Raw genomic sequence first — 18306 nt, forward strand, 5'->3', positions numbered from 1 at the left:
ACCGCCGAGGCGGCCGTCCGGGATGGGCGGTCGCCTCGGTGGTCGGTCAGTGCGGATGGTCGCCGAGGTGGGGCGGCACGGGCCGTGTCACTCGAGCCCGCTCGACGAGCACGGCGATGCGCACGCGATTGTTCGTGTCGAGCTTGAAGTTGATCCGGTTGAGGTGGGTCTTCACCGTGGCCGGACTCATGAACGTCGCCTCGGCGATCTCCTGGTTCGACAGTCCGTCGGCGACGAGCACGGCGATCTGAAGCTCGCGTTCGGTGAGGGTGGCGAGCTGCTCTTCGGCCAGGCGCTGGCTGCGCTGGTCGGGATTGGCCGTGACCTTCCTGATCATCATCTTCGTCGCCTGCGGGGAGAGGAAGGACTCTCCGTCATGGACACGGCGGATCGCCTCGGCGAGGGCGGTGGGACCGATGTCCTTGAGGATGTACCCGACGGCGCCGGCATCGAGGGCGCGGAAGAGGTAGTCGTCGGTGTCGAAGCTCGTCAGCGCCACGACCTTCGGCGGGCGCACCCCGTTGGTCAGGCGCTCCATGGCCTCGATGCCGCCGATGCCGGGCATGCGGATGTCCATGAGGACGAGATCGGGGAAGTGGAGTGCGACCTTCTCCAGCGCCTCTTCTCCGCTGTGGGCCGATCCGACGACGTCGATGTCCGGGGCCGCGTCGAGGATCCCCCTGATCCCGGTGACGACCATCTGATCGTCGTCGACGACGATGACGCGGATGGGTGCGGCGGTCTCGGTCATGAGCGCAACACTACCCGAGGCCCCGGACACCGCGAGTCCGGTGCCGCACCGTCTCCCGCCGCCCCGGACTCACCCCCGACGGGGGAACGGCGGCAGCGAGACGTCGACGACGAACTGGCCGTCCCGGACGCCGATGTCCGCGGTGCCGTCGAGCATCGCCGCCCGCTCCCGAATCCCTTCGAGCCCGGCCCCCGAGCCCGTTGAGGACAGGCCGTGCCGGCCCATCGCTGACGGGACATCGCCGTGGGTGAACGGCCGGGTCGACGGTCGGGGCGGAACCTCCTCGGCGCGGGGATCACGGCGCTCACCCGGTCGACCGGCCTGCGGGGCGGGATTGGCGATGACGATCCGGGCGCCGCGGTCGGCCGACACACCGACGTCGACGGTGACCGGAGCGCCCGGGGCGTGCTTGATCGCGTTCGTCAGGGACTCCTGGACGATCCGGTAGACCGCCCGGTCGAAGACCGTCGACGCGGCCTCGATGTCCTGGATGATGATCGAGGGCCGAATGACCGTTCCGGTCGCCTGCACCGAGGCGACGAGCTGCGGAATCGACTGCATGGACGCCAGGCTCGGGGGAGTGGACTGCTCCTTCTTCGGACCGGTGCCCGTGAGCGTTCCCTCCCGCACCCCGCCGACCAGATGCCGCAGGTCCTCGAGTGAGGCGTGCGCCTCCTGACGCAGCGCCGAGGCGGTCGACGCGACATCCGAATCGCCCTTCCCGCCGACCTCGAGGGCACCACTGTGCAGGGAGATGACCGAGAGCCGGTGGGAGAGCGTGTCGTGGAGCTCGCGGGCGAGCAGCTCACGCTCGGACTGCCGGGCGAGCTCTGCGCTCAGTGCCTCATTGCGCTGCGCCTCGTGCGAGGCGAATGCCTCGACGGACTTCATCCGCCGGGTGCGGCGCAGGAGGAAGCCGACTCCGAGGCTGATGCCGAGAGCGAGCAGGCCGACCGCGATCGTCACCCCGTCGACAGCCAGCCCCAGATCGCGTGGCGGGGCCGGCGTCGTGACGTTGCCGGGGGTGGAGCCGGAGGTGATGAAGAGGAAGCTGAACGGGTTGAGCGCGGTCGGCATCAGGCACATGCGCACGATCGCGAGGACCGCGACGCCGGATCCGACGATCGCTGCGGTCGCTGCCGCGCGGCGGGTGCCGCGGATGATGAGGTGGAACATGCCGATGAGCATGAGCAGGCAGTCGCCCCAGGCCAACGCCAGTCCGAGCCCGACCGCGAAAGGCACCCACGGCCACCTCCGGCGCACGAACACCGCGCCCCACAGGGGGAGCAGGAAGAGGACGACGAGCACGCCGATGACGCTGACGACGCCGGCCTCGAACGCCCACGTGTTCGCGACGAGAGCCATCACCGACTGCAGGTAGCCGATGGCGAAGAGTACGACGCCGACAAGGATGCTCAGGGTCACCGACAGCCAGCGGGGCATCCGTGTCCGTTGTCCCGGAGCGAATGCCGGTCCGATCTCGTGTTCGTTTGTCGGCTGCGCGGCCCGGTCGTGCGGCTGGGCGCGGGGCAACTGCTGAGCTGGGGCCGCCTGCTGAGGCCGGGCCGGGAGCGGTTGTGCGGCCGGGAGCGGCTGAGCGGCGTGCAGGCCGGGACCGTTGAGAGAGGTCGGCGGCATGCTCGGCTGCTGACCGGGCCGCGGCGGGACGCTGAGGCCGGGACGCCTCGGCGCCTCGGGATGCGGCGTCCGTGCCGACCCGTCGCCGGCCGACAGCGGATCGGGGTGCTGCGACCGTCCGCGCCGGGGCGGGAGGGCGCCGCGTTCGGGTGAGAGAGCACCGTGCTCCGGCGGCTGCGACCCGCCGGCAGTCGGCTGCCCGTCGCGCCGAGGCGGTTGAGGCCCGCGCTGCGGCGGGAGTGGATGACCTGACACAGAAGAATCGTATCGGCACGGTCTGACACGCGTAGTCCACCGATCGGGTCGAGCGGCCTCCACCGATCGGCTAACCCGATCGAGCCGATGGGCGGACGCGCCCGGTGCGGCGCTGCTCGAAGCTGGGTGGGTCACAAGCACTCGCTTCGCCGCTCGCCTCGAGCGGCGAAGCGCCCGCCGAACATCCGGTGTCGAACGACACCGGTCACGGCCGCCTCAGCCGATCAAGGAGCACCATGTCGAACCCGCAGAACCCTCAGCAGCCTGGACCCCAGCAGCCCGGATCCCAGCAGCCCGGACCCCAGCAGCCGCATCCCCAGCAGCCCGGCCCGCCATCCCACCAGGGTCACCCGCAGGCCGGGCAGCCCATGCAACCGCAGTATGCCTCGCCGTACCCGAACGGCCAGGGCGGATACGCTCCCGCGGGCGCCGGCTCCCAGCAGCCGGCGCAATACGGCCAGCCCGCCTACGCCCCGGCGTTCGGGCAGCCCGGGTCGCCGAACGGCCAGAAGCCCGCGAAGCAGAAGAAGCCGCTGCTCAAGCGCTGGTGGTTCTGGCTCATCGTCATCGTCGTCGTCATCATGCTCATCAACGCCATCAACGGCGGAGGCGGCGACACCACCGAGGACACCGGGTCGACGAGTTCGCAGGAAGGCGGCGAGGCCGGCTCTGCCGAGGAGAACAACGCTGAGGAGCAGCCTGCCAAGGAGAACAAAGCCGAGGAACAGCCCGCCGAGGACAAGGCCGCGCCGGCCGAATACGGCATGGGTGACGCTGTGGCCGCCGACGGCTGGGAGATCACCGTCGACAAGGTCGAGGACGGCATCTCGACGGTCGGGTCCGAATTCCTCAACACGCAGGCTCAGGGGCAGTTCGTCAAGGTGTCGGTGGCCGTGAAGAACACGACGTCGGAGCCGGCGTTCTTCTACGAGGACAACATCAAGCTCGGCGACGACAAGGGCAACGCGTACTCCTCCGATTCGGAGGCCGGGCTCTACGCCGATGAGGACTCGATCCTCTTCCTCGAGGAGATCAACCCCGGCAACACCGCCGAAGGCGTCCTCGTCTTCGATGTGCCCAAGGACGTCAGCCCCGACCGGCTCACATTCGAAGGCGGGATCTTCTCCGATCCCGTGGAGATCTCCCTGAAGTGATGACCTCGCCGAGGTGACCGCGCTGCAATCGCGGCACTGGTCCGGTCCGTTCGTCGGGCCGGACCGGTGCCGTCTGCTCGGGTCGGTGTGCAGGAGGCTCAGGCCGCTGAGGCTCAGCCGTCGAGTTCGTCTCTGCGATCGACGACGGCCCGCGCGGCCGCCAGCGTCTGTCCGAGGAATCCCCGGCCGAACAGGCGGACGTGAGCGAGCAGGGCGAAGAACGAATGCGCCGGCAGGTCGGCCCGCCATCCGCGGGGCAGCGGGTGCTCGGCCTCGTAGCCGGAGAAGATCTCCTCGAGGAACGGCGTGCCGAAGAGCGCGAGGAGGGCGAGGTCCTCGAGGCGGTGGCCGCCGTGCGCGGCGGGATCGATGAGTGTGCCGCCGTCGGGAGTCCACATGAGATTGCCTGCCCACAGGTCGCCGTGCACGCGTGATGGCGGCTCGGTTCCGGTGCCGGCGATTCCGTCGAAGGCTCCGGACTCGATTGCCTCGATCGCCGAGGTGATCGCTGAGTTCTCCTCGATCGTCAGCTCACCGGCGATGGCCGAGGCCGTGGGTGCCAGGCGCGTGCGCACCCAGAAGTCGGAGAAGGACGAGTCGGCGGTCACGGGCACCTCGAAGGGCGAATCGAGCGGACCGAACCATGCCTTGTCGGCCGGTGCCCAACCGAATGCCGCAGCGCCCGAGTCGTGCAGTCGCGCGAGCCTGCGACCGAATTCGGCCGCATCACCGGCATTCGGGCTGATCGTCTCAAGCCGGGTAAGGCGCAGCGAATCCTCGTCGACCCCGCGCACGCCGACGACGGGCACGACTCCCCGTGCGGCTAGCCACTCGAGTCCGGCCGCTTCGGCCGCGAAGAATCCCCGTGGGGCACCGGCCCGCTGCTTGACGAAATCACCCATGCCACCAGGCTATCGGGGACGACCCGTCGAATCAGGGCTGAAGGTGCTTCCGCATCCACACGGTATCGCCGTGGACGGGGTCGGGGTCGCGCAGACCGCTGTCGGAGAATCCGACCTTCTCGAGCACCCGGAACGAAGGTGCGTTCCATTCGCGGACCGACGCCCACAGCCGCGGCAGCCCGGCGCTCTGCGCCGCGGTCGTGACCGCGCGCGCCGCCTCGGTGGCATAGCCGACACCATGCGCCTGGGAACAGAGCTCGAAGGCGATCTCCGGTTCCGCCGCGCTCGCGCCGCCGACGATGAGCCCGCAGTACCCGAGGAACTCGACGGAGTCTCTGCTCTCGACAGCCATCAGACCGAATCCGGCAGCGTCGGCCTCGGCGCGCTGTTCGGCCAGGGACTGCGCCAGATCCTCGACGGTCGGTCGACCGTCTTCGTCGATGCGGCGTGCCGCGGGCACCCGCGGATCGCGCTCGATCCACAGTCGCCGCACCGCCTCGGCGTCGGCAGTGACGAGAGGACGCAAACGCAGCCGTGCAGTGACGAGGTCGGGGCCGATCCTCACCCTGCGACGGGATTGAGCTGTTCGCGCGCGGCCTCGAGATGGCCGACGTCGCCGGTGTCGAGGGCGTAGAGACCCAGGTCGACCGCCGCGGTCGAGAACATCTCCGCACAGTGCTCGGCGAGCTTGGGCCACACCCTCCCGCCGCGTTCGACATAGCGCTCGACAGTCAGGTCGAACGCCTCGGGGGACACGCTCATCTGGTGGAACATGAAGTCCCGCGCGGGATCGCCGACCGCCGCCGTCGTCCAGTCGAGCAGGCCGACGATGCGGGTTCCCTCCATGAGCTGATGCGCGGGGTAGATCTCCCCGTGCGTCACCGTCGACCACGTCGGCCAGTATCGATCGTCGTCGAGCCACGCCGCCCAGCGCTCCCGCAGATCCTCTGCGACCTCGAACTCCCTGACCACGGCAGCGATGTCCTCGCGCTTCTGCTGCCTCACCTCGGCGGGGGAGAGGATGGGAATTCCCGAATCGCGCACCACCGCCGGATCGACGGCGTGGAGTTCAGCGAGGACATCTCCGAGCGAGTGCGCATAATCGGTGGCTTCGACATCGAAATGCCACCGAGGCTGCGCATCCTCATCGAGGGTGAGCCCCGGACTGCCCGGCAGCAGGGGATAGGCGATGAGTCGGTCGGTGTGGATCTGCCAGTCCGGGACGTCGACGCTCAGGTGCGGGGCGACGCTGCCGAGGAACCGTCCCTCGACGTCGGCGCGCTCGGTGACATCCGGACGCCGCGGAATGCGCAGCACCCACGCTGAGCCGTCGGCCGCCTCGGCGAAGGCGACTCGGAAGTCCAGGCCGATCTCATCGATGGAGACCGACTCGGGAACGAGCGTGAGGCCGTGCTCGGCGGCCAGTTCGCTGATGGCGAGGGGACTGCGGGGTGACTGGTCCATCCCTCCACTGTTGCCCAGCAGGGAAGCGAAGTACAGCCGACTCGGGCCAGTCGTCCAGCTTGTGACGAACTTGTGTCATTCGGCAAGACATATGCGCAATAATGCTTGCTGGAAAACTGCATCCGTGCCACGATGAGACGACGCTGGTGTTTACCTCACCTCGATCGATGTCGATCGAGCGGGCTGAAAGGGAAGAGACATGAACGGCACCACCATCATCTGGATCGTCGTCGCAGCCGTCGTCGTCATCATCGCCATCATCGTCATCGTCGCGCTGGCTCGGCGGGCTCGCGCCAAGAAGATGGAGGAGCGCCGCCAGCAGGCCGCGCAGATCCGCGAGGAGGTCGCCGCAGCCGCTCCGACGACGGCGGCCTACGAATCGGAGGCAGAGGCCGCTCGGTCCCGCGCCCTCGATGCCCAGGCCGAAGCCGACGCGAAGGCCGAGGCGGCCCGCCAGGCCGAGGTCGAATCCCTCAAGGCCGCAGCCCGTGCCGACGAGTACGAGACCGCGGCCAACCAGCTCGAGGATTCCGCGGAGAAGTCCCGGCTCGAGCAGGAGCGCTTCCTGCAGCGCGCCGATGAGCTCGATCCGGACACGAACACCGACGCTGACCGCCGTGACGATGGCGACGCCGATCGCCGCCGTGATGGGGATGTCGATGGTCGCCGCGATGGGGACTGGGACAACACCGATCGTGATCGCGATGGCCGCGATCGTGACGGCCGCGATCGTGACAGCGGCTATGCTGCGGCAGCGGGAACCGGCTATGCGGCGTCCGAGAGCCGCACCTATGACACCGCTGATGGCGTCGCCTCGGAATCGGCAGACGCCCGTGGGTTCGAGACCGCCGACGGACGCGGCTACACCGGCACCGAGCAGCGGACGTTCGAGACGACCGACGGCCGCGGCTATGCCGAATCCGACACCCGCGCCTACGACGGTGCCGACGGGGTCGGCTACGAGACCACGGAGCGCCGCACCTTCGATGACGCCGATGGCCGCGGCTATGCCGAATCCGACACCCGCGCCTACGACGGTGCCGACGGGGTCGGCTACGAGACCACGGAGCGCCGCACCTTCGATGACGCTGACGGCCGCGGCTATGCCGAATCCGACACTCGTGCCTACGAGGGTGCTGACGGGGTCGGCTACGAGACCACGCAACGCCGCACCTTCGACGACGCCGATGGCCGCGGCTACGCCGAATCCGACACCCGCGCCTACGACAGCGCCGACGGGGTCGAATACGAGGTCACCGAACAGCGGACGTTCGACCCCGCCGACGGTTCGGGCTCCGACACCGCTGACGGCAGGGGAGTGAACGGGGCAGACCAGCGTCGCGGAGACCCGAACGGAGTCGACCCCGACCAGTACCGTCTCTCCCGCAGCCGCGGAAGCGGCGACGGCAACCGCGTCGACCCCCGTACCGACTTCACCGACGACTCGGGTTCCGGCAACGGCGCACCGAGGCACTGAGTCACCGAGTCACTGAGACCACAGCAAACCCCAACCCCATGCTCCACCCCTAGGAAAGGACACATCATGCTCGCCACCATCCTCTGGATCATCGCCGCGATCCTCGTCATCTCCGGCATCTTCGCCATCTTCCGGAAGCAGATCCTCTGGGGAGTCATCCTCATCGTCGTCGGCCTCCTCGTCGGTCCCGGAGGCGTGAGCATCTTCGCCTAGCGCACCGATCTCCGCAGCACGGCGCCCCGATCCGCACCCGGATCGGGGCGCCGTCGCGTGACGGCGATCGCCGCTGCCACACCGTGGAGGTGGACCGACCCGAGCCCGAGTCCCTCCGCAGTCGGCGCGGGTCAGAGTCGCGCCTCGGCGACGGAATCCTCTCCGGCAGCGCGGTTCGCCTCCGACGTCAACTCCGACGACCCCCGACCGAGCGCCGTCGTCAGCGCCTCCCGCAGCGCGGCTTCCGGGTCGGCCGGTCGGGTACGACTGTTCCAGGCGATGATCCGGTCGGGCCGGACGAGCAGCGCTCCCGAATCGTCGACATCGCTGACCGCCGCCCACCGGCGCAGGACGTCGTTGTAGTCCCCGCCCATGCTCACCTGTGCCGTCCTCACCTCGACGCCGAGGTCGGCGGAGACCGCCGCCGCGGCCTCGGCCCAGCCATCATCGGCCTGGCCGGTGATGAGCGTCCATCCGCTGCGCCCGACGAGATCGAGGGTGGACAGCCGCTGACGGTCATGGTCGACCCAGGCGTGGGGGAGCGGCGCGCCCGGTCGCGTCGACGGCACATGGTCGAGATCGACGTCGACGTCAGGGCCCGCCGCCGGTTCTGCCCCCGCTCCCGCCGCCGGGACGATGGCGTCGGACTCGTAGAGCTGACCGAGCTCGATGCCGTGGGCGTTGAACTGGTAGTTCTGCAGCTCGATCGCCTCGGTGAGCTCCTGCCGGCGGACCGGGTCGTCGAAGAGGGACTCGAGGCTCGCCCACCCGTCCTCGGCCGACTGCCCGGGGGCGAAGCCGAGCGCCTTCGAGATCGGACCCATGTCGACGACGCTCTTCATCGCCCGGTCGACGACGCGCCTGCCCACCGGCTGCCGCTCCTGGTCGTACGTGTCGAGCAGAGCCTCGTCGGCCTCACCCCTGAGGACGGCGCTGAGCTTCCACCCGAGGTTGAAGGCGTCCTGGATCGACGTGTTCGTGCCCAAGCCGTTGGCCGGCGGGTGCCGATGCGCGGCGTCACCGGCGAGGAACGCCCGGCCCCGCCGGTAGGCGTCGGCGACGACGTGGTTGATCTGCCACTTCGAGACCTGCTTGATCGTCACCTCGACGTCGGGATCCCCGATCGTCGCGTGCGCCCGGGCGATGAGGGCCTCCGTGTCGGTGTCCGGTTCGCCCTCGGCCGGGTCGTACATCGCCAGCAGCACCCATTCGGTGAACGGCTTCACGCAGATCCACGTGCCCGACCCCACCCAGTAGTCGTTGCCCGGCTGCGCCATCCAGTAGAGCGTGCCGGGACGGTAGTCGCAGTACTTCGTGAGATCGGCCTCGAGCCAGACGTTGAGCGCGGCGCCGAGGTTGGACTCGCCGGTGAAGGTGAAGCCGAACTCCTCGGCGACGGTCGACCGGCCGCCGTCGGCGCCGACGATGTACGTTGCCAGGATCGTCGACTCCTCCCCGGTGTCCCGGTTCCGCACCGTCGCCTCGACGCCGTCGGCGGTCTCGACGGCGGAGACGAGTTCGGTGGAGAAGCGGATGTCGGCGCCGAAGTCGCGGGCCGCCTCGGCGATGACGGGTTCGAGGATGTGCTGGGGGATGTTGCACATCGCGCTGGGGCTCGCGACCTCGTAGTCGCCGGAGCGCGCGCTGCCGGTGCCCCACGTCTCGAGCCGTGCGATCTCCTGACCGGCGAAGCTCGTCGCCCACACGTTGTTGCGCATGTACGGGTTCGGGGTGGCCGCGGCGATGACGGCGTCCTCGCAGCCGAGGTCGCGGAAGACCTCCATCGTGCGCTGATTCGTGATGTGGGCCCGCGGCGAGTGCGCTGTCGTCGGGTACCGGGTGATCGTCAGCGCGTCGACGCCGTCACGGGCGAGGATCGCCGCGAGCGTCAGCCCGGTCGGGCCGGCCCCGACGACGAGGACATCGGTGCGGACGGGAGGCGTGGTACGAGTGCTCATTCGTCGTTCTCCTTCGGACGAGAATGCCGATCATGACCGTCTCAGCGCCGAGGTGCGAAAGCACGTCTCGCAATTCAGCATAATTAATCATGATTAATTGTTGGGAACCAGGATGCCGCGCGGATCGTCATGCTGTCAAGCATGGCGGTCGGGTACCCTCGGGACTGGCGGAGCACACCGGTGAGGGGAGGATGGCATGGTCACGACATCGCGGGGATCATCCTCGTCGGTCGATCGCGCCGTCGACATCGTCGCCGCCCTCGCCGAGGGTCTCGAACCCGGTCAGCGGCTGGGGACGAAGGGAGCGATCCAGGCCGAATGCGGTGTCTCGAAGGGCACCTTCAACGAGGCCCTGCGCCTGCTGCAGCTGCGCGGGATCATCACCCTGCGACCGGGACCCGGCGGCGGACTCTTCGCGGCCGCGCCGACTCCGATGGCGAAGCTCGGCAGCTCGCTCCTCGCCCTCGACGCGGACTCGTCGACGGTCGCCGATGCCATGCAGGTGCGCGACTCGCTTGAGCCCCTCATCGCCGCCGAGGCGGTCGACCACGGCTCGCTCACCGACATCCGCGAGCTCTGGCTCCTCATCGACGACATGCGCGCCGCCGTCGCCGCCGGCGACCCCCAGGAGTTCCTCGCGGCCAACTGGTGCCTGCACCGGCGCATCGCCGAGATCACCCCGAACCAGCTGCTGCGCCAGGTCTACCTCAACATCATGGCGATCATGGACGACCACACCGTCGATGTGCTGCCCGGCCCCGAGGTGCCGCTGGATGACTACATCGACGAGCGCCTCCAGCTCCACATCGACATCGTCGCGGCCATCGAAGCCCGCGACCACGCCCGAACAGCCGAGCTCATGCGCGCCCACAACGTCCACTGAACCCTGCTGACGGCCCAGACCACAGCGTCCACCGCTGACCGCCCGCCCCGATGCGAAGGAGACCTCCTGATGACACCTGCCCCGACGCTCTCCGCGGAGCTGCGGACGAATCTCACCCGCTGGCGCCGGGACTTCCACCGGCATGCGGAGACGGCGTGGACGGAGTTTCGGACCACCTCGGCGATCATCGGAGCACTCCGGGACCTCGGCTGGGCGACGATCTTCGGACCCGACCTCCACGAGGCCTCGGCCCGCCTCGGGGTGCCGACGACCGACGTCCTCGCCGGGGCCCGCGCACGGGCCGTCGACCAGGGAGCGGATGCGGAGCTCGTCGAGGCGATGGGGGAGGGCTTCACCGGGGTCCTCGGCGTCCTCGAGACGGGACGACCCGGCCCGGTCGTGTGCTTCCGCTTCGACATCGACGCCAATGACCTCAATGAGCTCGCCGACGACAGCCACCGGCCGTTCGCCGAGGGGTTCGCCTCGGTCAACGACGGCGCGATGCACGGCTGCGGGCACGACGGGCATGCGGCGATGGGGCTGGGGCTGGCGAGCGTGCTCACCGGCATGGTCGCAGACCTGACGGGCACCGTGAAGATCATCTTCCAACCCGCCGAGGAGGGGGTGAGGGGCGCGCATTCGATCGTCGCGGCCGGGTGGTTCGACGATGTCGACCTCTTCGTCGCCACTCACCTGAAGTCCGACGACGCCAAGGGCGGCGTCCTCACCGGCGTCGACGGGTACCTCGCCTCGACGAAGTTCGACGTGGAGTTCTCCGGGGTCGGCGCCCACGCCGGAGGCGACCCGGAGAAGGGACGCAACGCGCTGCTGGCGGCCGCCTCGGCGACCTTAGGGCTCCACGCGATCCCGCGCCATTCGGCGGGTGCGAGCCGGATCAACGTCGGCACGTTCACCGCCGGGGAGGGCCGCAACGTCGTGCCGCGCACCGCCCGCATCGCCGTCGAGACCCGCGGGGAGACGAGCGAGATCAACGACTTCATGGTCGCCCGCGCCGCCGACGTCGTCGCCGGTGCCGCCCTCATGCACGGCGTCGACCACAAGGTCACCGTCGTCGGACGTGCCGACACGGCGTCCCCGAGTCCGGAGCTGCTGCCATTCATCCGCGCCTCCTTCACCGGGGTGCCCGGGGTCGCCGAGATCCGGGACACCGGCGGTTTGGGCGGATCCGAGGACGCGACGGCGATGATGAAGCGGGTCACGGAGCGCGGGGGACTGGCCACGTACGTCCAGATCGGTATGGAGACCTCGTGGGGCCATCACACGGAGCGCTTCGACGTCGATGAGGACATGCTCGCCGTCGGTGTCGCGGCCGAGGCGCGGATCGCCCTCGACGCCCCGGAGTTCCTCGCCGGCCTCGGGCGGGCCTGAGCCGGCGGTCCACCCGCTCATCTCGGACGCCGGGGGCCTCGATAGACTGCCGGACATGTCGAGGATCACCTGCCCCACCCTGCGTCCCCGCGTCGTCACCGCCGCTGAGGCGGCCGCGCACATCAGGAACGGCGACCGGGTCGCCACGAGCGGCTTCACCGGGTCCGGATACCCGAAGCTCGTGCCGCCGGCGCTCGCGGCGCACGCGAAGGCCGAGCATGCCGCAGGCCGGGATTTCGCCGTCGAACTGTGGACGGGTGCCTCGACGGCTCCGGAGCTCGACGGGATCCTCGCCGAGGCGGGGGCGGTGAGCAGGCGTCTGCCGTTCCAGTCCGATCCGCGCATGCGGCAGGCGATCAACGACGGGCAGACGGAGTACATCGACACGCACCTGAGCCACTCGGCGCAGCAGGCGTGGTTCGGCTTCTACGGGAACCTCGACGTCGCGGTCGTCGAGGTCGCGGCGATCCTGCCCAACGGGCTGCTCGTGCCCGGCAGCTCGGTGGGGAACTCGAAGACGTGGCTCGACCTCGCCGACAGAGTCATCCTCGAGGTCAATGAATGGCATCCGCGGGCGTACGAGGGCTTCCACGACGTCTACTACGGGACCAGGCGGCCGCCCGAGCGGCTCCCGATCCAGCTCCTCGAGTCGATGCAGCGCATCGGCGATCCCTACCTGCGGGTCGACCCGGAGAAGGTCGTCGCGATCGTCGAGACGAACCACCCGGACCGGAACCTGCCGTTCAAACCGGCCGATGCGGATTCGCAGGCGATCGCCGCCCACCTCGTCGACTTCCTCCGCCACGAGATCCGCGTCGATCGCCTCCCGCCGTCCCTGCTGCCGCTGCAGTCGGGCGTCGGCAACGTCGCCAACGCGGTCATGGCCAACCTCGCCGACAGCGAGTTCGAGGGCCTGCGCGCCTACACCGAGGTGATCCAGGACGGCATGCTCGACCTCATCGACTCGGGCAAGCTCACCTCGGTGTCGGCGACGGCGTTCTCGCTCTCGGCCGAGCGGGCCGAGGCGTTCAACGCGAACATCGAGTCGTACAAGGGGCGGATCCTCCTGCGGACCCAGGAGATGTCGAACCATCCCGAAGCCGTCCGCCGCCTCGGCGTCGTCGCGATCAACGGGATGGTTGAGGCCGACATCTACGGCAACGTCAACTCGACCCACGTCATGGGGTCCTCGATCATCAACGGCATCGGCGGCTCCGGGGACTTCGCCCGCAACGCCTACCTCAACTTCTTCGTCTCGAACTCGCGGGCCAAGGGCGGGGCGATCTCCTCGATCGTGCCCTTCGCCAGCCACATCGACCACACCGAGCACGACACGCAGGTCCTCGTCACCGAACAGGGACTGGCGGACCTGCGCGGACTCTCACCGGTGGCCAGGGCCCGCCGGATCATCGCCAGCTGCGCCCACCCGGACTTCCGCGACCGGCTCACCGACTACCTCGACCGGGCGATCGCTGCGAACCCGCACGGTCGGCACACCCCGCACCTCCTCGCCGAGGCGCTGTCCTGGCACGAGAGGTTCCATGCGACCGGGCAGATGTGAGGCTCTGCCGTCGGGGGTGAAAGTGGTTGCGCAAGCGGCGGGGGAGCCGCGCGTCCAGGGCGGGGACCGCGCGATCGGCGGGGAGGGTCGGTCGGATCTGCCGCATCCGGCGGTTCCGGCCCGCTCCCTTCCGCGGTGAGGATGGATGAGACCACTCACTCACCGAGGAGGAACCATGACCGTGACCCGACCACCTCACGACCCCGAGCTCGATGCGGCGCTCGAGGTGATGCTCGAGTCCCTGCCCGCAGGGACGATGAATGCCGAGACCGCCGCCGCGATGCGCGATGCTGACGGGGCGCAGCTGCCCGGTCTCGACCCCGATGACCTCGCGGCCCTCGGAGTCATCAGTCGAGACGTCGTCATCCCCGTCTCCGACGGCGCCGAGCTCGCCGGGACGATCTTCTCCCGTGCCGATCACACCGGAACCGGCCCGGGGATCTACCACGTCCACGGCGGCGGGATGGTCACCGGCCACCGCCTCCTCGGCGTGCAGCAGACTCTGCCGTGGATCGTCGACCACGATGCCGTCGTCCTCACCGTCGACTACCGGCTCGCTCCCGAGCATCCCGACCCCTACCCGGTCGAGGACTCGTATGCGGGTCTCGTGTGGATGGCCGAGCACGCCGCTGACCTCGGCGTCGATCCCGATCGCATGATCATCGTCGGTGCGAGCGCCGGTGGTGGCATCGCCGCGGGCACTGCGCTGCTGGCACGCGATCGGTCGGGACCGCGGCTGGCCGGGCAGGTGCTCATCTGCCCGATGATCGACGACCGTGACGCCACAGCGTCGGCAGCGCAGATCACGGAGCGGACGACGTGGACGCGGGAGAGCAACCGCTACGGCTGGTCGAGCCTCCTCGGCGATCGGGTCGGCACCGAGGACGTCTCGATCTATGCCGCACCCGCGCGGGCGACGGACCTGTCCGGCCTGCCGCCGACGTACATCGACTGCGGCAGCGCGGAGGTCTTCCGCGATGAGGACGTCGCCTATGCGCTGCGGCTGTGGGAGGCGGGCGTCGATGCCGAACTCCACGTGTGGGCGGGTGGGTTCCACGGTTTCGAGATGCTCGCCCCGCACGCTGCGGTGAGCCAGGCGTCGCTTGCCGCGCGGGATTCCTGGGTGGCGAGGACGATCGGCGACCGTTGAGGTCCCAGCGATTCGCGCCCTACCATGGGGTCATCGGACAGCGGAGTTGATATGCGCGATCTCCTCGGAAAACTCACCGCCCTCGACCCGGAGGCGAGCGAAACGCTCAAGGTCGTCGGGTACTTCGACGCCCTGACCTCCCGTGGGGCGGGGCTCGGGAGTCTGCTGCGTGCCGCTGCGGCGCTCGCCGGCTGTCCGGCCGTCGCCGAGGTGGACGGCAGGGTGACCGCGTACGATCCCTCTGGCAGGCGCCTCGCCGAGGCGGCCGACCGTCCCCGCGGATCCGCAGTCGCCTTCCGGTCGGGTGCGGTGTGGCTGGTCCGCGAGGGCACCCCGCACGCCAACGATGCGATGATCACCGATCGTCTCGGCGTCGCCGTCGAGGGACTGACGTCCCAGCACTCACCGACGCGGGAGATCGAAGTGGTTGTCGATGCCGAACGGGCGGTGGCCGAGAGGAGGACGGCGCTCGTGCGGCTCGGGATCGATCCCGGCGCCTCTGTGAGGGTCATCCTCAGCGATGACGACCCGGGACCGCGCTGGACGAAGACCGCCCCGGTCCCGACTCCGCTCGGCGTTCTCCATGCGACCCTCGAGGTGCGCCCCGGCGGAGTCGCACCCGCTGACCATGCCTGGGACGGTCACTCCCGCGTCGGCATCGGCACGTGGACCCGAGCGGACTCGGCCCCGGACTCGTGGGAGGCTGCGCTCATCGCCCACCGCCTCCTCGGCGAGGGACCGGGAACCGTGCTCGACGCAGTAGATCTGGGGTCGATGCTCATCCTCGCCCGCGCCTATGATCCCACCACCCCTCACCCGGACGTCACAGCCCTGGAATCCCTCGACGCGGTGACCACGGAGATCCTGCGCGAACTCGTCGACGCCGACAGTCTGCGCGCGGCTGCGGGGAGGCTGGCGATGCACCATTCGACCCTGCAGGCCCGGCACGAGTCGATCACGACACGGCTCGGCTACGACCCGCGCACGACCGTCGGTCGACTGCGCTACATGAGCGCGGAGTTCCTGCGCCGCCTCGGCGGGTAGCCGGCCCCGCCCCACCGGCAGGCACCGGCTGACCCGGCGGTGCCCGCACCGGAAGGCACGCGCTGACCCAGCGGTGCCCGCACCGGCGGCCGAACAACCTGCGGCCGTCACGAAGAGAGATCACCGAGAGAAAGCGGTAAGAATCATGCCCGAAAACACGAGCAGCACAGCGACCCCCGGCACCGCGAGCGCGACCGCCCACACCGAGGAATGGCCGCGCGGGGAGGTCGCCTTCGTCACCGGCGCGGCCTCCGGCATCGGCCTCGGACTCTCCCGCGCCTTCGTCGCGGCCGGGGCCCGGGTTGGACTCGTCGACATCGACGACGCCCGCCTCGCCCAGGTGGCGGAGGAGCTGCGGGCGGCCGGAGGCACCGTGACCACGGTGCGCTTCGACGTCGGCGACCCGGATGCCTGGGAGGCCGCCGCAGATGCCGTCGAGGCCGAGCTCGGTCCGGTGACGATCCTCTGCAGCAACGCCGGTGTCAACGGCGGCAGCTCGGCGGAGGCCACCCCGTGGGAGGTGTGGCGCCGGGTGCACACGATCAACATCGACGCACAGTACCTCGGCGCCTCGACGTTCCTGCCGCGGTTCCGCCGCCTGGGCAGGCCCGCGCACATCCTCAACACCGCGTCGCTCGCGGGCATCATCCCGATGGCCGACGTCGCCGCCTACGCCTCCTCGAAGTTCGCGAGCGTCGGCTTCTCGATGGTGCTGCGCAGCGAACTCGCCGGCAGCGGCATCGGAGTCTCCGTGCTCGCACCGGGAAGCGTGTCGACCCGGATCGCCGAGACCGCGGCAGCGGGGCAGGCGGAGCTGCTCGGGGAGGAGGCGAACGCCGAGGCGGTCGCGGCGAATTCGGCGATGCTCGCTGAGGGTGCCGACCCCGACGCTGTCGGGCAACAGGTCGTTGAGGCGATGAGGGCCGGCCAGTTCCTCATCGTCACCCACGGGGAATGGCTGCCGCTCGTGCGCGCTGTCCATGCCGAAGTGGAAACCGCGTTCGCGGAGTTCGACGGGCGCCACGGCAGCGATCCGGCCGCCGCGCTCCTGGTCCAGGGCGTGAACCCGGTCAGCTCCTAGGCCTGTCGACGCTCGTCGATTCCGCACCACTGTGCGAGGAACAGGGCGATCGTCGTCGTGCAGCGGCGGATCGACTCCACGCTCACCCGTTCGTCGAAGCCGTGGATGTCCTCCGTCACCGGTCCGTAGACGAGCGCCGGCATGTTCGCGAAGTTCGCGAACACCTGGGCGTCGAGGTAACCGGGGGTGGTGAACGCGGTCAGCTCCTCGCCGGCGACCGAGGCGTGCGCTGAGGCGAGCACAGCCTCCGCATCGCTTCCGGGCTCGAGCACGTACCCCCGCGCATAGAACCCGTTCGGCGTGAGCTCCGCGGTGAACGCGGGCACCGGCGGGCCGCTCAGCGGTCGGTCGGTGCCGCGGGCCGCCTCGGTGACACAGTCGACGATCTCCGCCCATGCGTCGTCGGGATCAGTGCCGGGGTAGATGGCGACGCGGACCTGGAGTTCGCACCAGGCCGGGACGCTTGAGGGCCAGTCGCCGCCGCGGATGCCGCCGAAGTTGACGTTGATGGGATGGTCGAGGTCGGCGAAGTGCGGGTGGTCGGCCTTCCGCTCGTTCCACCTCTCCTCGAGCCCGCGCAGCGCGCCGATCACGTGGTAGGCGGCGTCGATGGCGTTGAAGCCGCTGGCCATCTCCCGCGGGTGAGTGGGTTCTCCGCTGACGAGGACCGTGAACCAGATGACGCCGACATTCGCCCGGACGAGTGCATCCTCCTCCGGTTCGGGAATGATGACGGCATCGGCGGTGTATCCGCGCAGCAGGGCCGCCAGCGAGCCGTTGCCGGTGCACTCCTCCTCGACGACGGACTCGATGTGCACCCGTCCGGTGAGGTCGAGCCCCGCATCTCGGACGGCGGTGAACGCGAAGAGATTCGCCATGAGCCCGGCCTTCATGTCGCCTGCTCCGCGCCCGTACATCCACCCGTCGCGGACCTCGGCGTCCCACGGTGACCGCGACCAACGGCCGGTCGGTCCTGCGGGGACGACGTCGATATGACCGTTGAGGATAAGGGAGCGGCCCCGGTCGCGTTCGGGGCGATAGGTTCCGACGACATTCGTCATCCGCGCGTAGTCGACCGTGGTCGGACCGAATCCGGGATGGTCGCGCAGCTCGGCCGAGTCGATCGTCCAGCGGTCGACGTCGAGGCGGAGGCCGCGCAGGGCGCGTTCGATGAGATCCTGCCCGGGTTCCTCGTCACCGCGAGTGGTCGGGAGCCCGACGAGTTCGGCCGTCACCGCCAGCTGTTCGGCGAAGTTGGCGTCGACGGCCGCTCTGATCCGGTCCGTCGCGTCGTCTGTGCCCATGTCTCCTCCGCGGTGAGTCGTGATGGGTGTCCCTTTCCAGGGTGGGCCCGGAAGCGCCTCGGCGTCGAGGGCCGAACCACCT

Annotated in this window: 16 protein-coding genes; 9 read left to right on the forward strand and 7 right to left on the reverse strand. The window is 69.7% G+C overall.

Going from position 1 to position 18306, the window contains the following annotated elements:
- Positions 1 to 46 precede the first annotated feature (46 nt).
- Complete coding sequence (locus ACFQ91_RS04160; protein ID WP_198498335.1) at positions 47 to 751, reverse strand: response regulator transcription factor; 705 nt, start codon at positions 749 to 751, stop codon at positions 47 to 49.
- Between the two features lie 69 nt (positions 752 to 820).
- Positions 821 to 2194: a sensor histidine kinase gene (locus ACFQ91_RS04165; RefSeq protein ID WP_198498336.1), complete on the reverse strand. Its 1374-nt coding sequence runs from the start codon at positions 2192 to 2194 to the stop codon at positions 821 to 823.
- A gap of 686 nt (positions 2195 to 2880) precedes the next feature.
- Between ACFQ91_RS04165 and ACFQ91_RS04170 the strand changes: the two genes are divergently transcribed.
- A complete protein-coding gene (locus ACFQ91_RS04170; RefSeq protein WP_198498337.1) occupies positions 2881 to 3798 on the forward strand; it encodes a DUF4352 domain-containing protein in 918 nt (305 codons plus the stop codon).
- Positions 3799 to 3911: 113 nt separating this feature from the next.
- Here the strand turns inward: ACFQ91_RS04170 and ACFQ91_RS04175 are convergent, their stop codons facing one another.
- Genes ACFQ91_RS04175 through ACFQ91_RS04185 form a run of 3 tightly spaced genes read right to left on the reverse strand, consistent with a single transcriptional unit; the run spans position 3912 to position 6164 of the window.
- Positions 3912 to 4700 (reverse strand): fructosamine kinase family protein, encoded by a 789-nt coding sequence (locus ACFQ91_RS04175; protein ID WP_198498338.1) that lies wholly within the window; start codon positions 4698 to 4700, stop codon positions 3912 to 3914.
- A 31-nt stretch (positions 4701 to 4731) separates the two neighbouring features.
- Entirely contained in the window at positions 4732 to 5265 is a 534-nt protein-coding gene (locus ACFQ91_RS04180; protein WP_198498339.1) for a GNAT family N-acetyltransferase, read from the reverse strand.
- On the reverse strand, positions 5262 to 6164 hold the full coding sequence (locus ACFQ91_RS04185) for a macrolide 2'-phosphotransferase (RefSeq protein WP_198498340.1): 903 nt from the start codon (positions 6162 to 6164) through the stop codon (positions 5262 to 5264). The genes ACFQ91_RS04180 and ACFQ91_RS04185 overlap by 4 nt, the downstream gene beginning before the upstream one ends.
- Before the next feature lie 199 nt (positions 6165 to 6363).
- On the opposite strand from ACFQ91_RS04185, the gene ACFQ91_RS04190 reads away from it, so the two are divergent.
- Together ACFQ91_RS04190 and ACFQ91_RS04195 are read left to right on the forward strand one after the other, a co-directional pair.
- Complete coding sequence (locus ACFQ91_RS04190) at positions 6364 to 7641, forward strand: hypothetical protein (protein WP_198498341.1); 1278 nt, start codon at positions 6364 to 6366, stop codon at positions 7639 to 7641.
- Between the two features lie 66 nt (positions 7642 to 7707).
- Complete coding sequence (locus tag ACFQ91_RS04195; protein WP_009374756.1) at positions 7708 to 7854, forward strand: GPGG-motif small membrane protein; 147 nt, start codon at positions 7708 to 7710, stop codon at positions 7852 to 7854.
- 131 nt (positions 7855 to 7985) lie between these two features.
- On the opposite strand, the gene ACFQ91_RS04200 is transcribed toward ACFQ91_RS04195, so the two are convergent.
- Positions 7986 to 9812, reverse strand: a complete 1827-nt coding sequence (locus ACFQ91_RS04200) for an FAD-dependent monooxygenase (protein WP_198498342.1) — start codon at positions 9810 to 9812, stop codon at positions 7986 to 7988.
- A 196-nt stretch (positions 9813 to 10008) separates the two neighbouring features.
- On the opposite strand from ACFQ91_RS04200, the gene ACFQ91_RS04205 reads away from it, so the two are divergent.
- The 6 genes from ACFQ91_RS04205 (at position 10009) to ACFQ91_RS04230 (ending at position 16920) form a co-directional block, all read left to right on the forward strand.
- Positions 10009 to 10695 (forward strand): FadR/GntR family transcriptional regulator, encoded by a 687-nt coding sequence (locus tag ACFQ91_RS04205; protein WP_198498343.1) that lies wholly within the window; start codon positions 10009 to 10011, stop codon positions 10693 to 10695.
- A 69-nt stretch (positions 10696 to 10764) separates the two neighbouring features.
- Positions 10765 to 12084, forward strand: a complete 1320-nt coding sequence (locus tag ACFQ91_RS04210; protein WP_198498344.1) for an amidohydrolase — start codon at positions 10765 to 10767, stop codon at positions 12082 to 12084.
- Between the two features lie 55 nt (positions 12085 to 12139).
- Positions 12140 to 13645 carry a succinate CoA transferase gene (locus ACFQ91_RS04215; protein WP_198498345.1) on the forward strand — a complete coding sequence of 502 codons (1506 nt, stop codon included), beginning with the start codon at positions 12140 to 12142 and terminating at the stop codon, positions 13643 to 13645.
- A 175-nt stretch (positions 13646 to 13820) separates the two neighbouring features.
- Positions 13821 to 14795: an alpha/beta hydrolase gene (locus tag ACFQ91_RS04220; RefSeq protein WP_198498346.1), complete on the forward strand. Its 975-nt coding sequence runs from the start codon at positions 13821 to 13823 to the stop codon at positions 14793 to 14795.
- Positions 14796 to 14846: 51 nt separating this feature from the next.
- Positions 14847 to 15839: a hypothetical protein gene (locus tag ACFQ91_RS04225; RefSeq protein ID WP_198498347.1), complete on the forward strand. Its 993-nt coding sequence runs from the start codon at positions 14847 to 14849 to the stop codon at positions 15837 to 15839.
- Between the two features lie 145 nt (positions 15840 to 15984).
- Entirely contained in the window at positions 15985 to 16920 is a 936-nt protein-coding gene (locus tag ACFQ91_RS04230) for an SDR family oxidoreductase (RefSeq protein WP_198498348.1), read from the forward strand.
- Here ACFQ91_RS04230 and ACFQ91_RS04235 read toward each other — a convergent pair.
- Positions 16917 to 18224: an ArgE/DapE family deacylase gene (locus ACFQ91_RS04235; protein ID WP_198498349.1), complete on the reverse strand. Its 1308-nt coding sequence runs from the start codon at positions 18222 to 18224 to the stop codon at positions 16917 to 16919. The two genes, ACFQ91_RS04230 and ACFQ91_RS04235, sit on opposite strands and share 4 nt — an antisense overlap.
- Positions 18225 to 18306: the final 82 nt, after the last annotated feature.

Source organism: Brevibacterium sp. NPDC056726, from assembly GCF_042790515.1.
Taxonomy (GTDB): Bacteria; Actinomycetota; Actinomycetes; order Actinomycetales; family Brevibacteriaceae; genus Brevibacterium; species Brevibacterium sanguinis.

Bases quoted from the DNA above. Each gene is read 5' to 3' on its own strand.
- ACFQ91_RS04160 (WP_198498335.1), bottom strand. From the start codon at position 751: ATGACCGAGACCGCCGCACCCATCCGCGTCATCGTCGTCGACGACGAT.
- ACFQ91_RS04165 (WP_198498336.1), bottom strand. From the start codon at position 2,194: ATGCCCCGCTGGCTGTCGGTGACCCTGAGCATCCTTGTCGGCGTCGTA.
- ACFQ91_RS04170 (WP_198498337.1), top strand. From the start codon at position 2,881: ATGTCGAACCCGCAGAACCCTCAGCAGCCTGGACCCCAGCAGCCCGGA.
- ACFQ91_RS04175 (WP_198498338.1), bottom strand. From the start codon at position 4,700: ATGGGTGATTTCGTCAAGCAGCGGGCCGGTGCCCCACGGGGATTCTTC.
- ACFQ91_RS04185 (WP_198498340.1), bottom strand. From the start codon at position 6,164: ATGGACCAGTCACCCCGCAGTCCCCTCGCCATCAGCGAACTGGCCGCC.
- ACFQ91_RS04190 (WP_198498341.1), top strand. From the start codon at position 6,364: ATGAACGGCACCACCATCATCTGGATCGTCGTCGCAGCCGTCGTCGTC.
- ACFQ91_RS04195 (WP_009374756.1), top strand. From the start codon at position 7,708: ATGCTCGCCACCATCCTCTGGATCATCGCCGCGATCCTCGTCATCTCC.
- ACFQ91_RS04200 (WP_198498342.1), bottom strand. From the start codon at position 9,812: ATGAGCACTCGTACCACGCCTCCCGTCCGCACCGATGTCCTCGTCGTC.
- ACFQ91_RS04205 (WP_198498343.1), top strand. From the start codon at position 10,009: ATGGTCACGACATCGCGGGGATCATCCTCGTCGGTCGATCGCGCCGTC.
- ACFQ91_RS04210 (WP_198498344.1), top strand. From the start codon at position 10,765: ATGACACCTGCCCCGACGCTCTCCGCGGAGCTGCGGACGAATCTCACC.
- ACFQ91_RS04215 (WP_198498345.1), top strand. From the start codon at position 12,140: ATGTCGAGGATCACCTGCCCCACCCTGCGTCCCCGCGTCGTCACCGCC.
- ACFQ91_RS04220 (WP_198498346.1), top strand. From the start codon at position 13,821: ATGACCGTGACCCGACCACCTCACGACCCCGAGCTCGATGCGGCGCTC.
- ACFQ91_RS04225 (WP_198498347.1), top strand. From the start codon at position 14,847: ATGCGCGATCTCCTCGGAAAACTCACCGCCCTCGACCCGGAGGCGAGC.
- ACFQ91_RS04230 (WP_198498348.1), top strand. From the start codon at position 15,985: ATGCCCGAAAACACGAGCAGCACAGCGACCCCCGGCACCGCGAGCGCG.
- ACFQ91_RS04235 (WP_198498349.1), bottom strand. From the start codon at position 18,224: ATGGGCACAGACGACGCGACGGACCGGATCAGAGCGGCCGTCGACGCC.